Raw genomic sequence first — 13,172 nt, 5'->3', positions numbered from 1 at the left:
ACGAAAAAAAGAAAGAAAATCAGTTAAAATAACGCTTTCATTTTCTTCGGTTACATATAAGTTTATAAATTCAGTTAATTTGAAATGAAAATCAGGATTTTAAGAATCTTATTCAGATTTTAATTACACGCTGTTTGAAAGATAGATAGCAACGCATAAGAGTTCGTTTAAATTTAGAAAAAAATCCATAATAAAAATCCCGTTTCAATAAACGGGATTTAAGAGCTTACGGATTGCTTTTCTTGATTACGTTTTTTTCTATCTCTATAGACGATAAAGCCGCCGAGAAATATTAAACCGCCGAGAAATAGAATTAACCCAACAATAAATTGAATACTTCCGTAAATAAAAATCGGATAAAACGTATCAAAAAGTGTATCACGCATTAATTTAATACCAAAAGCTGCAATCACTCCCGGAATAAATAGAATGATCAAAGCGAGGTTTCTTTGCATAAAATTTCTGCTCCTTTATAAACATACTTCCGTTATTTCAACATGTTTTTTCTGATTCGCTTGATGCTGCATTTTTAATCAACTGACTTCATTCAAACTTACTATTGATTATAGCAAAATACGTCGAAAAATAGAAACAGAATTTATTTGCTAAATTATGCATGGTATCGTATGATAAAACTGTGCAAATAAATTCAAGGTGGATGAAAAGTATGAAGCAAATTCTGATAGTTGGCGCTGGTAAAGGTGGTACGGCATTATTCCACCTATTTAAAGAAACAAAACGTATGCAGATTTGTGCAATTGTTGACAAAGATGAAAATGCTCCTGCTATGAAGCTGGCGGAAGAAGTGAACGTTCATACCAGTACAGATTGGAAAGATTGGATTCACCATGATATTGATATTGTCGTAAATGTAACAGGCGAGGAAGATTTATTCGAAAACATGATTGAATTATTTCCAAGAAAAACAATCATTATTCCTGGATCTGTAGCAAATATTATTTATGAATTAATTCATGAGAAGACCGTTTTAACGGATGAAGTAAAGGTGCAGGCAAGTCGTCTTGAACTAATTTTAAATCATATGAATGACGGTATGATTGTTGTTAACAAAAATGAACAAGTTCAGCTGTTAAATCGGCGTGCAGAACAAATCCTTGGTAAAAAAGAAAGAGAGTACAAAGGGAAGCATATAAAAGAATTGCTTAAAACAAGCCGCTTATCACATGTTTTAAGAAGCCAGAGAAAAGAGCTTAATCAGAAAACAATTTTAGATAATGGTAAAAAGGTGATCGCATCACGAATACCCATTATTAATAAAACAGGTGATTTAGTTGGAGCTTTTGCCGTATTCAAGGATATTACGGAAGTCGTGCAATTAGCTGAAGAGAATACCGATTTAAATGAAATTAAAACCATGCTGGAAGCGATTATTAAATCTTCTGACGAGGCTATTAGTGTGGTGGATGAACACGGGAATGGCTTAATTATTAATCCCGCTTATACGAGGATTACCGGTTTAACCGAAGAGGAAGTGATTGGCAAACCGGCAACAGTAGATATATCTGAAGGGGACAGTGTACATTTGAAGGTTTTACAAAACCGCCGTGCTATCCGTGGAGTACATATGAAGGTCGGACCAGCAAGAAAAGATGTGATTGTGAATGGTGCGCCGGTCATTGTTCAGGGGAAGATAAAAGGCAGTGTCGGTGTGCTTCATGACGTGAGTGAATTACAATCTGTGACAAAAGAGTTAAAACGTGCCAGACAGATTATCCGTAATTTGGAAGCACGATATACATTTGACGATATTATTGGCAACTCCCCAGAAATGAAACTTGCTTTAGAACAAGCAAAAGTAGGTGCAAAAACTCCTGCAGTTGTTCTGTTAAGAGGGGAAACAGGTACTGGCAAAGAGCTATTTGCTCATGCTATCCATCATGAAAGTGACCGGAAATTTAATAAATTTATTCGTGTAAACTGTGCTGCATTGTCTGAAGCAATGTTAGAAAAAGAGCTATTCGGTACGATAGAAGAGGATGTAGGTCAAATCACAAAAAAAGAAGGATTATTTGAGCAGGCAAACAATGGAAGTATCTTTCTTGATGAAATTGGTGAATTATCTTTAACTATTCAAGAAAAATTACTTTATGTACTAAAAGAGAATAAAGTCACTCCTATTGGAGCATCCAATTCTGTTCCTGTTGATGTGCGTGTGATTGCTGGCACGAATATTAATTTAGAGAAAGCCGTGATGAATAAACAGTTTCGTGAAGATCTGTATTATTTAATTAATAAACTTCCAATATCTATTCCCTCATTAAAGGAACGGGGAGAGGATATTTCGATGTTAATTGAACATATTATCTACCAATTGAACGAAGAGTATGGGAAGAATGTTCAAAGAATATCTGATGAAGCTTTAAAAAAACTGATGGAATATCATTGGCCTGGAAATGTTAGAGAAATGGCTAATGTTATCAGCCACTCCATGATATTTATTGGCAATATGGAAGAACAAATTGAGGTATCTCATTTACCCAAATTGCAAATAAATGAAAAAATAGAAAAACAGGATATCATGCTGACGGAAGAACCGCTAAAATTACAAGAAGCATTAGATCGTTATGAAAAAAGATATTTGCAAGAAGTTTATCAGCAATGTAATAAAAATAAGACGAAAACAGCCAAAGCGCTTCAAATATCTGTTCGCAATCTGTATTATAAGCTTGAAAAATATCAGATTGAATAAACGTCACCATTTTTCGCTGTAAGATAAATGAAGCTATTTTATAATGTCGAACGTATCGTGGATAAGATTTCTCATTTTTTCATGCGTTCATCATTTATAGATAAATATAAGGTTAGAAAATAGGTAATCATGATTTATTAGGAGGGGTTAAGATGGAAATTTTTAGTTACTTAGAAAAATATGATTATGAGCAGGTGCTTTTTTGTCAGGATAAACAATCAGGGCTAAAAGCAATTATCGCTATCCATGATACAACATTAGGACCAGCACTAGGTGGAACGAGAATGTGGACATACCATTCAGAAGCAGAAGCTATCGAGGATGCGCTGCGTTTAGCACGTGGGATGACATATAAAAATGCAGCTGCTGGCTTAGATCTCGGTGGTGGTAAAACAGTTATTATTGGTGATCCTAAAAAGGATAAAAATCCAGAAATGTTCCGTGCATTTGGTCGTTATATCCAAAGTTTAAATGGAAGGTATATAACTGCTGAAGATGTAGGAACTAACGAATCAGACATGGATCAAATCGCCCTTGAAACCGAGTATGTAACAGGGTTATCCTCTTACAGCGGAACAGCAGGAAATCCATCGCCAGTTACTGCACTGGGAATTTATCAAGGAATGAAGGCAACTGCAAAGGAAGCGTTTGGATCAGAATCGTTAGAAGGAAAAGTCGTAGCTGTCCAAGGGATTGGGAGTGTAGCGTATAGTTTATGTGAATTTTTACATGAAGAAGGTGTGCAGCTCATTGTTACAGATATTAATAAAGATGTCGTGAAGCGTGCACAAGATAATTTTAATGCAAAAGCTGTAGACCCGGATGATATTTATGATGTGGAATGTGATATTTATGCACCCTGTGCATTAGGAGCAACAATTAATGATCATACCATTTCCAGATTAAAAGCTAAAGTAATCGCAGGGTCTGCTAATAATCAACTGCAGAGTCAAGAGCATGGGGATATCCTCTATCAGAAAGGTATTTTATATGCACCTGACTATGTGATTAATGCAGGCGGGGTAATCAATGTTGCTGATGAATTAATTGGTTATAATCGTGATCGTGCATTACATAATGTACAACGCATTTACAAAAATCTTGAGCAAGTGTTTGCTATCTCCAATCGCGATCAAGTACCGACAAATATTGCAGCTGACCGGCTTGCAGAAGAAAGAATTCAAGCAAAACTAAACTCACGCAGTCAATTTATTACAAATGAACGAAATATTTTGGATCGTAGATTATAGAATCTAACTTCTTTATTATCCGTATGATAAAAGCGAAAATGCTCATGGGAAAAGTTTTGTATTAAGGAGCTTAGGTAAATAATGGAGGTTGTTTTGTGAATCAAAGGGCTCGTATTTTAGTTATCTACCCCGACTTGTATATCACTACGATAGGTGTGTTTGAAGGAAATCACCTTTTATATCAGCAAAAAATTAAGCATGATGAAGAGGAGTTACAACAATTTGTCCAACTAATCGATCAAGTTCCGTACAGAAAGCAGGCTATATTTGAACAGCTGGATTTAGATGGAATGAATACATCACGTTTTATAAGTGTGTGTGGCCGGGGTGGGCTATTACGACCGATTAGTGGTGGAGCTTATAAAGTGAATGATGCGATGCTCTATGATTTAAAGACAAATGCTTATGGGGAGCATGTATCCAATTTGGGAGCCATTTTGGCTTATGAAATTGCTGATAATTTAAATATAACTGCGTACATTGTAGATCCGCCAGTGGTAGATGAAATGCAAAAAATAGCAAAATACACAGGTATTCCGGAAATAGAAAGAGCCAGCATTTTTCACTCTCTTAATCATCGACATGCTGGTAGAATTGCTGCTAAACAAATTGGATCAGCATATCATTCGTTAAAACTGATTTCGATTCATATTGCACGGGGAATTACCATTGCCTCTCACCATACAGGGAAAATTATTGACGTTACCAATGGGGTGGATGGAGAAGGTCCTTTTACGATTGATCGATCTGGCAGTATCCCGTTAAAGGGGTTCTTATCCTATCTAACGGAACAATATTCTGCAGAAGAAGATTTTCTCTGGAATCATGTTCAACAGGATGGAGGAATAAAAGCATACTTGCATACGGAAGACCCTACTATTATCCGATCCAGATTAATGAAAGAAGATCAACATACGAAAGAAGTAATTGAAGCACAAGCATATCAGATCGCCAAAGAAATTGGAGCCATGGGTACTGTCCTGCATGGTGAAGTAGATGGAATTGTTTTCACAGGAAAGATTAATGAAAATGATTTTGTCATCGATGCGGTTATCCCAAGAATAAACTGGATTGCTGACGTGATGGTATTTCCAGGGAAAAATGATTTAGAAGCAATGAATGAAGGGGTTTTAGAAATTTTAAATAACTCCCATGAAGTGAAGACATATGTTGCAGAGGAGGCTAATTAAATGGCGACAGAATATGATTTAGTTATTTTAGGTGGCGGTACAGGGGGCTACGTTGCTGCTATCCGCGCAAGCCAGTTAAATATGAAAGTGGCAATCGTCGAGAAATCGGAATTAGGGGGAACCTGCTTACATAGAGGCTGCATCCCATCCAAAGCATTACTTCGGAGTGCAGAAGTTTATCAACAAACAAAAAAAGCAGAAATATTTGGTGTGGAAGTGAATGATCCAACCTTAAATTTTGCCAAGGTACAGCAGAGAAAAAATGCTATTATTGAACAATTACACAAAGGTGTTCAAGGTTTAATGAAAAAAGGGAAAATTGATGTATACCAAGGTTTTGGGCGCATTCTGGGACCAAGTATTTTTTCTCCTATGCCAGGAACCATCTCTGTAGAATATGAAAATGGAAATGAAAATGACATGCTGCTTCCTAAAAATGTTTTAATAGCAACTGGTTCGCAGCCGAATACGTTACCCGGTCTGGACTTTGATGGTGAATATATCATCAGTTCGAATGAAGCATTAGAAATGGAAGAACTGCCAAACTCAATGCTCATTGTAGGGGGAGGCGTTATTGGAATCGAATGGGCATCGATGCTGAATGATTTCGGGGTAGATGTAACGGTATTAGAATATCAAAAGCAAATTTTACCGACAGAGGATAAAGATGTGGCGAAAGAAATGAAAAAACAGATGAAAAAAAGAGGCGTAAGCATTGTAACAGGAGTTGATGTTCAAGCTGATACATTAGAAAAAGATAACGGTGTTGCGATTGAAGCGATGGTTGGCGACAAGAAAGAACGATTTGAGGCGGACAAACTGCTTGTATCAGTAGGCAGAAAAGCAAACATCCAAAATATTGGTTTGGAAAATACGGATATTCAAATTTCTAATCATACGATTGATACAAATGAATTTTACCAAACCAAGGAATCACATATTTATGCCATTGGAGATGTTATTGGAGGGATGCAGCTGGCCCATGTTGCCTCTCATGAAGGGATTACTGCCGTGGAACATATGGCAGATGAGTATACGCAAAAAATAGATTACAAGTCCATATCGAGTTGTATCTATGCAAGTCCAGAAGCTGCAAGTGTCGGGTTAACAGAAGTACAGGCAAAAGATGAAGGATATGAGCTTGTCATTGGGAAGTTTCCTTTTAAAGCAGTTGGAAAAGCATTAGTATACGGAGAAACAGATGGTTTTGTCAAAATCATTACAGATAAAAAAACGCAAGATTTATTAGGAGTTCATATGATTGGTCCACAGGTGACAGATATGATATCCGAAGCAGGTTTAGCAAAAGTGCTCGATGCAACTGCATGGGAAATTAGTCAGACCATTCATCCGCATCCATCCTTATCAGAAGTGATCGGTGAAGCAGCACTGGCAGTTGATGGAATACAAATTCATGGTTAAATGATATGGGAAAATGAATATTCATTAACGAAATGAAATGGCTGAAGGAGGGAAAAATAATGGCACAAACATCTTGGGAAAATATAAGTGGCGAGATGGCTTTAGAAATGTTTGAAATGATGCTATTAGCGAGAAAAATTGATGAAAGAATGTGGTTACTAAACCGTTCTGGTAAAATACCATTTGTCGTTTCTTGTCAAGGGCAAGAAGCAGCACAGGTAGGAGCTGCTTTTGCTTTGGATAATTCGGTTGATTATGTAGCGCCGTATTATCGGGATTTAGGACTCGTTTTAGGGTTTGGAATGGCTACCAAAGAATTAATGTTATCTGCTTTTGCAAAAGCAGAAGATCCCAATTCAGGCGGGCGTCAAATGCCGGGGCATTTCGGTCAAAAGAAAAATCGGATATTAACCGGTTCTTCCCCCGTGACTACACAGGTCCCTCATGCGGTGGGTGTTGCATTAGCGGCAAAAATGGATAAAAAAGATATTGCCACCTTTGTGACATTAGGAGAAGGCTCTTCCAATCAGGGGGATTTTCATGAAGGATTAAATTTTGCAGGTGTCCATAATCTGCCTGTCATTACGATGGTGGAAAATAATAAATATGCTATTTCTGTACCTTATGATCGTCAAGTAGCCAGTGAAACCATTTCAGAGAGAGCGTCCTCCTACGGGATGCCGGGAGTCAGAGTAGATGGAAATGATCCCATTGCTGTTTATCAAGTAGTAAAAGAAGCAAGGGAAAGAGCAATAAACGGAGAAGGGCCAACGCTGATCGAAGCGGTCACTTATCGTTTTACCGCACATTCTAGTGATGATGATGATCGTGCTTATCGTGAACAAGAAGAAGTAAAGGAAGCGAAAAAGAAAGATTCTATTATAACTTTTGCGGAAACACTAAAAGAAAAAAATATGCTGAATGAAGCAAAAGAAAAAGAAATACATGATAAAGTTAATAAACTTGTTAATGATGCAACGGAATATGCAGAAGAAGCTCCATATGCAGCTCCAGAGGATACACTGAAGTATGTTTATGAGGAAAGGGATAAAGGAGGGGAATAATATGCCTGTAATGTCTTATATACAAGCAATTACAACAGCTTTAAAAGAAGAAATGCAAATAGATGAAAATGTCTTTATTCTTGGGGAAGACGTAGGAAAAAAAGGCGGCGTATTTAAAGCGACGGATGGATTGTACGATACGTTTGGCGAAGACCGGGTATTAGATACCCCTTTAGCAGAGTCTGCGATTGCGGGAGTTGCAATAGGAGCTGCTATGTATGGAAAGCGTCCAATCGCAGAGATGCAGTTTGCTGATTTTATTATGCCTGCCGTGAACCAAATTGTTTCCGAAGCAGCGAAAATACGCTATCGCTCCAATAATGATTGGGATTGCCCGATAACTATCCGTGCACCATATGGCGGCGGAGTACATGGGGCATTGTACCATTCCCAATCTGTTGAAGCTTTATTTGCAAATCAGCCGGGATTAAAGATTGTGATGCCGTCGAATCCATATGATGCAAAAGGACTTTTAAAAGCGTCTATCCGTGATAATGATCCTGTCTTATTCTTTGAACATAAACGTGCATACCGCCTATTAAAGGAAGAAGTTCCTGAAGAGGATTATGTTTTGCCAATTGGGAAAGCAGATGTGAAAAGAGATGGGGACGATATTACGGTCATCACTTATGGACTTTGCGTTCACTTTGCTTTGCAGGCGGCGGAAAGATTAGCGGGAGATGGTATCGAAGCGCATATCCTTGATTTACGTACGGTATATCCATTAGATCAAGAAGCCATTATAGAAGCTGCCAGGAAGACTGGAAAAGTTTTACTTGTTACAGAGGATAATAAAGAAGGAAGCATCATGAGTGAAGTGGCAGCGATTATTTCGGAAAACTGTTTGTTTGACTTGGATTCACCAATTGAGCGCCTTGCAGGTCCAGACGTTCCGGCCATGCCATACGCTCCATCAATGGAAAAATATTTTATGTTAAATCCGGATAAAGTAGAAAAAGCAATGCGTGACCTTGCAGAATATTAATTGGAGGTAGAAATATGAGTGTGGAAAAAATGACAATGCCTCAGCTTGGTGAGAGTGTAACAGAGGGTACAATTAGTACTTGGCTGGTTTCTGCCGGGGATCAAGTAAATAAATATGATCCGATTGCTGAAGTAATGACGGATAAAGTAAATGCGGAAATACCTTCTTCTTTTACAGGCAAGATAACAGAACTTGTCGCAGAAGAAGGGGAGACTGTAGAAATTGGAACCCTGATTTGCTATATAGAAACAGAGGAGCCTGCTTCTGAGAGTGCTGAAGCAACTTCAGATAAAGAAACGAACGAAGAGGAAAATACTGCGAACGAACAGGTAGAGGAGATCGATAGCTCTATGAAAAAACGATACTCTCCAGCAGTATTACGTTTATCTCAAGAGCATGAGATCGATTTAAGTAAAATTGAAGGAACAGGCAGAGGTGGAAGAGTTACTAGAAAAGATGTCGAGAAACACATTGAAAATAATGACTCTGCGCAAGAACAAGCAAAACCTTCACAAGAAAAGAAGCCTGAAATGGTTACTGGTAAAGAAACAAATTCCACGCAAAAAGAAAGTATTCAAAGCGCAGCTGGAGATGTTGAAATTCCTGTCAAAGGTGTCCGGAAAGTGATTGCTGAAAATATGGTTCGTTCCACGCAGGAAATTCCACATGCCTGGATGCAAGTGGAGGTTGATGTGACGGACTTAGTAAAATATCGCAATAGCGTCAAGGATTCCTTTAAACATCAAGAAGGTTTTTCGTTAACCCCTTTTGCTTTCTTTGTAAAAGCTGTTGCTCAGGGACTAAAAGAATTTCCTGAATTAAACAGCATGTGGGCTGGAGATAAAATCATTCAGAAAAAAGATATTCATTTATCGATTGCTGTGGCGAAAGAAAATGAATTATTTGTGCCTGTTATCAAACATGCGGATGAAAAAACAATTAAAGCAATCGCCCGTGAGATTACGGCATTAGCAGCAAAAGCACGTGAAGGAAAGCTGTCGGCGGAGGATATGCAGGGCGGTACATTTACAGTCAACAATACAGGCTCCTTTGGCTCGGTTTCTTCGATGGGAGTAATCAATTCTCCGCAAGCAGCGATTTTACAAGTCGAATCGATTGTAAAACGACCTGTTATTATCAATGACATGTTTGCTGCCCGCGATATGGTGAATTTATCCCTTTCTTTAGACCATCGTATTTTAGACGGTCTGGTATGCGGAAGATTTTTATCCCGGGTTAAAGAAATTCTTGAGGGGATGGATGAATCGTCAGTAACCCTTTATTAAGCCAGTACGAATAGATTGAATTTTTAAGTCCCAGCTGATAAGCTATTAATATAATTTAAGTAAAAAGGGTGAAGTACAATGGATTTCGATTTATTTATGCAGGATGTCGTTAACGTTGCAAGAACAGATATAACAGAAGCAGGTTACGAAGAAGCGCGTACACCAGAAGAAGTAGACGAAGCATTAGCACGTGAAGGTACAACACTTGTTATGGTTAATTCAACTTGTGGCTGTGCTGGCGGAGTAGCCCGCCCGGCAGCAGGAAATGCCATTCATTACGATAAACGTCCAGATTATCTGGTGACGGTGTTCGCTGGACAGGATAAAGAAGCAACAGAGCAGGCAAGAACTTATTTTGAAGGATACCCGCCATCCTCTCCTTGTTTCGCATTGCTGAAGGATGGAAAAATCCTTGAGATGGTAGAGCGGAATGAAATTGAAGGACATAGTGCCATGGAAGTGTCCGCAAAGCTTCAAGGTCTGTTTGATCAATATTGTGAAGAAGTATAAGAAATCATAAAGGGCTGTCATCTGACAGCCTTCTTTATGTACATAAATATCTATCAGGAGGTTTATAAAGGGTGAAAATTGGATATCGTACCCTGAAAACTTCGGTTGGAACTCCAGTCTCTATTCTATTAGCACAATGGGTTGGTCTTTCCAACTTTATTTCAGCAGGCATATTAACCATTCTCTGTATCCAGCCCTCACGAAAGTCTTCCTTTTTGAGTGCTTGGCAACGGTTTATTGCGTGTACAGCAGCTGTTGTTTTTTCGTGTGTCATTTTTGAATTAATTGGTTATTACGCCTTCTCTATATTTTTATTACTTCTTTTATTTATTCCGGCAATGGTAGCATTGAAAGCAACTCCAGGGATTGCATCCAGTTCTGTCGTGATGCTGAATCTATATGGCTCCGGAAATATCACATTACACTTAATTGGCGAACAGTTCGTTCTGATTACCATCGGCCTTGGAGTCGGCCTTTTGCTGAATGTTTATATGCCAAGCTTAGATAATAAATTAAAGAAGCTCCAATCGCAATTAGAAAGAAATTTCAGCCGTATTTTATATGAATATTCTCTATATATCCGGGATGAAAATGACAAATGGCAGGGAAAAGAAATTGCAGCTACAGAGGATATTCTAACAGAAGCAAAAAACCTGGTCATCCGGGATAAAGATAATCACTTATTACGAAATGAGCATACCTATTATGATTATTTCAACATGAGAGAAAGACAATTCGAGCTTTTGAAGCATATGCTGCCGCTTGTGACGCATTTGCCAAAAACGGATCGTATTGCTCTGGAAATTGCAGCATTCTTTGAGCGTTTATCTAAAGCTGTTCATCCAGGGAACACAGCCATTACTTTTTTAGAGCAATTAAAGGAATTAAGACGGGAGTTTCATGCGGAAGATTTACCGGAAACAAGAGAAGCGTTTGAAACAAGAGCACACTTATTTCAATTATTGCATGAAATAGAAGAATATTTAATTATTAAAAATAAATTCAAGAAAAGCGATGTAACCCCCTGGAAGAAAAGAAAAAGTGAAAAAGGCAGCTGAATGTAATGTTAACAGAACTTCCTCGATGTTAGTGCAAATAAAACTGCCTTTATGATGAATTGAAATAAATATAAAACAACAGCTGCAACTTAAATATAGAAGTTGCAGCTGTTGTTTTGTTTATATATAAGTTGAAATTAATATTTTACCTTCTGGCATTCGCTCCGGAAAAACACTACGCTGGTTCCTGTGCTTATACCCAAAACTTTTCAAGCGTAAAAATAGGTTTTTTAATTCAACTTCTATATTTATAAAAATTTAGCAGAGACTGCATTAACTATTTGCAGTCAGAAAGTCTTCTGTCGAATTTACTTTTGCATACATACCTTCTAAAGCGCTGATAAAAGCGTTGTGTACCTGATCTGCTGTTGTTACTTTTCCTTCATAAGATAAGTCCAGGGTAGCACATGCATCTTCAATAAGCGTTGTGTCATAACCTAAATCCACCGCTGCTCTTACAGTTGCATCAATACACATATGTGTCATCATGCCTGCAATAACTACTTTAGTTATCTCTTTTTCTTTTAGTTTACGTTCTAATTCTGTTTTTAAAAAGCTGTTAGGGAAATGTTTTGTAATTATATTTTCATTTTCTAATGGCTGAACAACTTCATTTATTTTAACACCTTCTGTATCAGGAAGGAAGAATCCTAATGCTGGATCACTTGCAATGTGTTGAACATGAAAGATGTTATCTTTGTGATATGTTCTAAACCATTCTAAAATTTTTGCAGCGTTTGTGGCAGCTTTATCCGGATTAACTAATTCCATTCTTCCATTTGAGAAATAATCATTTTGAATATCAACAATAATTAAAGCTGTGCTCATTATTATCACCTCGTTAAAATTTTTGTTACAATACTAATCATAATTGATATTGAGAGTTGTATCGATACTTTGCTGAAACACTTTTACAGAAAATCATTTCACGATGAAAGGATTTTATTATGGAACTTGATAGCATTGATTTTCAAATACTCCGTCTTCTATCGGAAAATTCACGTATGCAGTGGAAAGAGCTTGGAGAAAAAATTCATATGACAGGACAGGCTGTAGGGAATCGGATAAAGCGGCTTGAAGAAAATGGTACAATCAAAGCTTATTCACTGTTGGTAGACGAAATGAATTTAGGGCTTTCTTACACAGCATTTGTTATTATTTTTATGAAAACTGCGGACCATCAATCGTTTTTAAACTTTACGAATAACCAAAAGGAGATAATTGAAGTACATCGGGTATCCGGGGAAGGATGTTATCACTTAAAAGTAAAAGTAAGCTCTCAAGAGCAGTTGAACGTTATTCTTAATAAAATTCTTGATTATGGAAACTATAAATTATATCTATCCATACAAGAAATGAAGCAGCATAGCCCGTTGGATGCGACTTAAGTGAAGCGATAGACAGCCGAAATGTATTGCAGAATAACCGGCTGTAATCCTTTCGCTTCCCGATCGTTTTTGCAGGATAGCGACATGGTATTGATACATAAAAGGCTGTGCAGAAAATAGTTCATTTTCTGCACAGCCTGTATATATTTTAGACGAACGCTGCCAGTCCAGCTGTAATTGCTGAAATAATCATTAGAGCGACCATGAAATATATGATGATTTTCGTACGGCGTTGGCGTTTAGAACGCTTCTTTTGCACGGATTGCTTTGCTGCCATGAAATATCCCCCTTCATTATCCGGTATCATCT

At 37.6% G+C, this 13,172-nt stretch carries 13 protein-coding genes; 10 read left to right on the top strand and 3 right to left on the bottom strand.

Annotated elements, in window-relative coordinates:
• Positions 1 to 218 precede the first annotated feature (218 nt).
• Positions 219 to 455 carry a DUF2627 domain-containing protein gene (locus BN986_RS15070; RefSeq protein ID WP_040981550.1) on the bottom strand — a complete coding sequence of 79 codons (237 nt, stop codon included), beginning with the start codon at positions 453 to 455 and terminating at the stop codon, positions 219 to 221.
• Positions 456 to 667: 212 nt separating this feature from the next.
• On the opposite strand from BN986_RS15070, the gene BN986_RS15065 reads away from it, so the two are divergent.
• The 9 genes from BN986_RS15065 to BN986_RS15025 all read left to right on the top strand — a co-directional run bounded on the left by BN986_RS15065 (position 668) and on the right by BN986_RS15025 (position 11,475).
• Positions 668 to 2,710 carry a sigma-54-dependent Fis family transcriptional regulator gene (locus BN986_RS15065; RefSeq protein WP_040981548.1) on the top strand — a complete coding sequence of 681 codons (2,043 nt, stop codon included), beginning with the start codon at positions 668 to 670 and terminating at the stop codon, positions 2,708 to 2,710.
• 152 nt (positions 2,711 to 2,862) lie between these two features.
• Positions 2,863 to 3,960, top strand: a complete 1,098-nt coding sequence (locus tag BN986_RS15060; RefSeq protein ID WP_040981546.1) for a Glu/Leu/Phe/Val family dehydrogenase — start codon at positions 2,863 to 2,865, stop codon at positions 3,958 to 3,960.
• Positions 3,961 to 4,055: 95 nt separating this feature from the next.
• Positions 4,056 to 5,150 carry a butyrate kinase gene (gene buk / locus BN986_RS15055; RefSeq protein ID WP_040981544.1) on the top strand — a complete coding sequence of 365 codons (1,095 nt, stop codon included), beginning with the start codon at positions 4,056 to 4,058 and terminating at the stop codon, positions 5,148 to 5,150.
• Positions 5,151 to 6,572 carry a dihydrolipoyl dehydrogenase gene (gene lpdA / locus BN986_RS15050; RefSeq protein ID WP_040981542.1) on the top strand — a complete coding sequence of 474 codons (1,422 nt, stop codon included), beginning with the start codon at positions 5,151 to 5,153 and terminating at the stop codon, positions 6,570 to 6,572.
• Between the two features lie 59 nt (positions 6,573 to 6,631).
• The gene (locus BN986_RS15045) at positions 6,632 to 7,636 is read left to right on the top strand and encodes a thiamine pyrophosphate-dependent dehydrogenase E1 component subunit alpha (RefSeq protein WP_148417143.1); all 1,005 of its coding nucleotides are present in this window, start codon (positions 6,632 to 6,634) and stop codon (positions 7,634 to 7,636) included.
• A 1-nt stretch (position 7,637) separates the two neighbouring features.
• Positions 7,638 to 8,621 carry an alpha-ketoacid dehydrogenase subunit beta gene (locus BN986_RS15040; RefSeq protein WP_040981538.1) on the top strand — a complete coding sequence of 328 codons (984 nt, stop codon included), beginning with the start codon at positions 7,638 to 7,640 and terminating at the stop codon, positions 8,619 to 8,621.
• A 14-nt stretch (positions 8,622 to 8,635) separates the two neighbouring features.
• On the top strand, positions 8,636 to 9,907 hold the full coding sequence (locus BN986_RS15035) for a dihydrolipoamide acetyltransferase family protein (RefSeq protein WP_040981536.1): 1,272 nt from the start codon (positions 8,636 to 8,638) through the stop codon (positions 9,905 to 9,907).
• A gap of 78 nt (positions 9,908 to 9,985) precedes the next feature.
• Complete coding sequence (locus BN986_RS15030) at positions 9,986 to 10,417, top strand: BrxA/BrxB family bacilliredoxin (RefSeq protein WP_040981534.1); 432 nt, start codon at positions 9,986 to 9,988, stop codon at positions 10,415 to 10,417.
• A 71-nt stretch (positions 10,418 to 10,488) separates the two neighbouring features.
• Positions 10,489 to 11,475 carry an aromatic acid exporter family protein gene (locus tag BN986_RS15025; protein ID WP_040981533.1) on the top strand — a complete coding sequence of 329 codons (987 nt, stop codon included), beginning with the start codon at positions 10,489 to 10,491 and terminating at the stop codon, positions 11,473 to 11,475.
• Between the two features lie 273 nt (positions 11,476 to 11,748).
• On the opposite strand, the gene BN986_RS15020 is transcribed toward BN986_RS15025, so the two are convergent.
• Complete coding sequence (locus BN986_RS15020; RefSeq protein WP_040981531.1) at positions 11,749 to 12,303, bottom strand: cysteine hydrolase family protein; 555 nt, start codon at positions 12,301 to 12,303, stop codon at positions 11,749 to 11,751.
• 119 nt (positions 12,304 to 12,422) lie between these two features.
• On the opposite strand from BN986_RS15020, the gene BN986_RS15015 reads away from it, so the two are divergent.
• Entirely contained in the window at positions 12,423 to 12,863 is a 441-nt protein-coding gene (locus BN986_RS15015; protein WP_040981529.1) for an Lrp/AsnC family transcriptional regulator, read from the top strand.
• Positions 12,864 to 13,011: 148 nt separating this feature from the next.
• On the opposite strand, the gene BN986_RS27105 is transcribed toward BN986_RS15015, so the two are convergent.
• Positions 13,012 to 13,140, bottom strand: a complete 129-nt coding sequence (locus BN986_RS27105) for a DUF4044 domain-containing protein (RefSeq protein ID WP_148417142.1) — start codon at positions 13,138 to 13,140, stop codon at positions 13,012 to 13,014.
• Positions 13,141 to 13,172 lie beyond the last annotated feature (32 nt).

The organism is Oceanobacillus jeddahensis (assembly GCF_000750635.1).
Taxonomy (GTDB): domain Bacteria; phylum Bacillota; class Bacilli; order Bacillales; family Amphibacillaceae; genus Oceanobacillus; species Oceanobacillus jeddahense.
The sequence above is the reverse complement of the archived record's forward strand: the minus strand, read 5'-3'. Positions and strand labels throughout refer to the sequence as shown.

Bases quoted from the DNA above. Each gene is read 5' to 3' on its own strand.
- BN986_RS15070 (WP_040981550.1), bottom strand. From the start codon at position 455: ATGCAAAGAAACCTCGCTTTGATCATTCTATTTATTCCGGGAGTGATT.
- BN986_RS15065 (WP_040981548.1), top strand. From the start codon at position 668: ATGAAGCAAATTCTGATAGTTGGCGCTGGTAAAGGTGGTACGGCATTA.
- BN986_RS15060 (WP_040981546.1), top strand. From the start codon at position 2,863: ATGGAAATTTTTAGTTACTTAGAAAAATATGATTATGAGCAGGTGCTT.
- lpdA (WP_040981542.1), top strand. From the start codon at position 5,151: ATGGCGACAGAATATGATTTAGTTATTTTAGGTGGCGGTACAGGGGGC.
- BN986_RS15045 (WP_148417143.1), top strand. From the start codon at position 6,632: ATGGCACAAACATCTTGGGAAAATATAAGTGGCGAGATGGCTTTAGAA.
- BN986_RS15040 (WP_040981538.1), top strand. From the start codon at position 7,638: ATGCCTGTAATGTCTTATATACAAGCAATTACAACAGCTTTAAAAGAA.
- BN986_RS15035 (WP_040981536.1), top strand. From the start codon at position 8,636: ATGAGTGTGGAAAAAATGACAATGCCTCAGCTTGGTGAGAGTGTAACA.
- BN986_RS15030 (WP_040981534.1), top strand. From the start codon at position 9,986: ATGGATTTCGATTTATTTATGCAGGATGTCGTTAACGTTGCAAGAACA.
- BN986_RS15020 (WP_040981531.1), bottom strand. From the start codon at position 12,303: ATGAGCACAGCTTTAATTATTGTTGATATTCAAAATGATTATTTCTCA.
- BN986_RS15015 (WP_040981529.1), top strand. From the start codon at position 12,423: ATGGAACTTGATAGCATTGATTTTCAAATACTCCGTCTTCTATCGGAA.
- BN986_RS27105 (WP_148417142.1), bottom strand. From the start codon at position 13,140: ATGGCAGCAAAGCAATCCGTGCAAAAGAAGCGTTCTAAACGCCAACGC.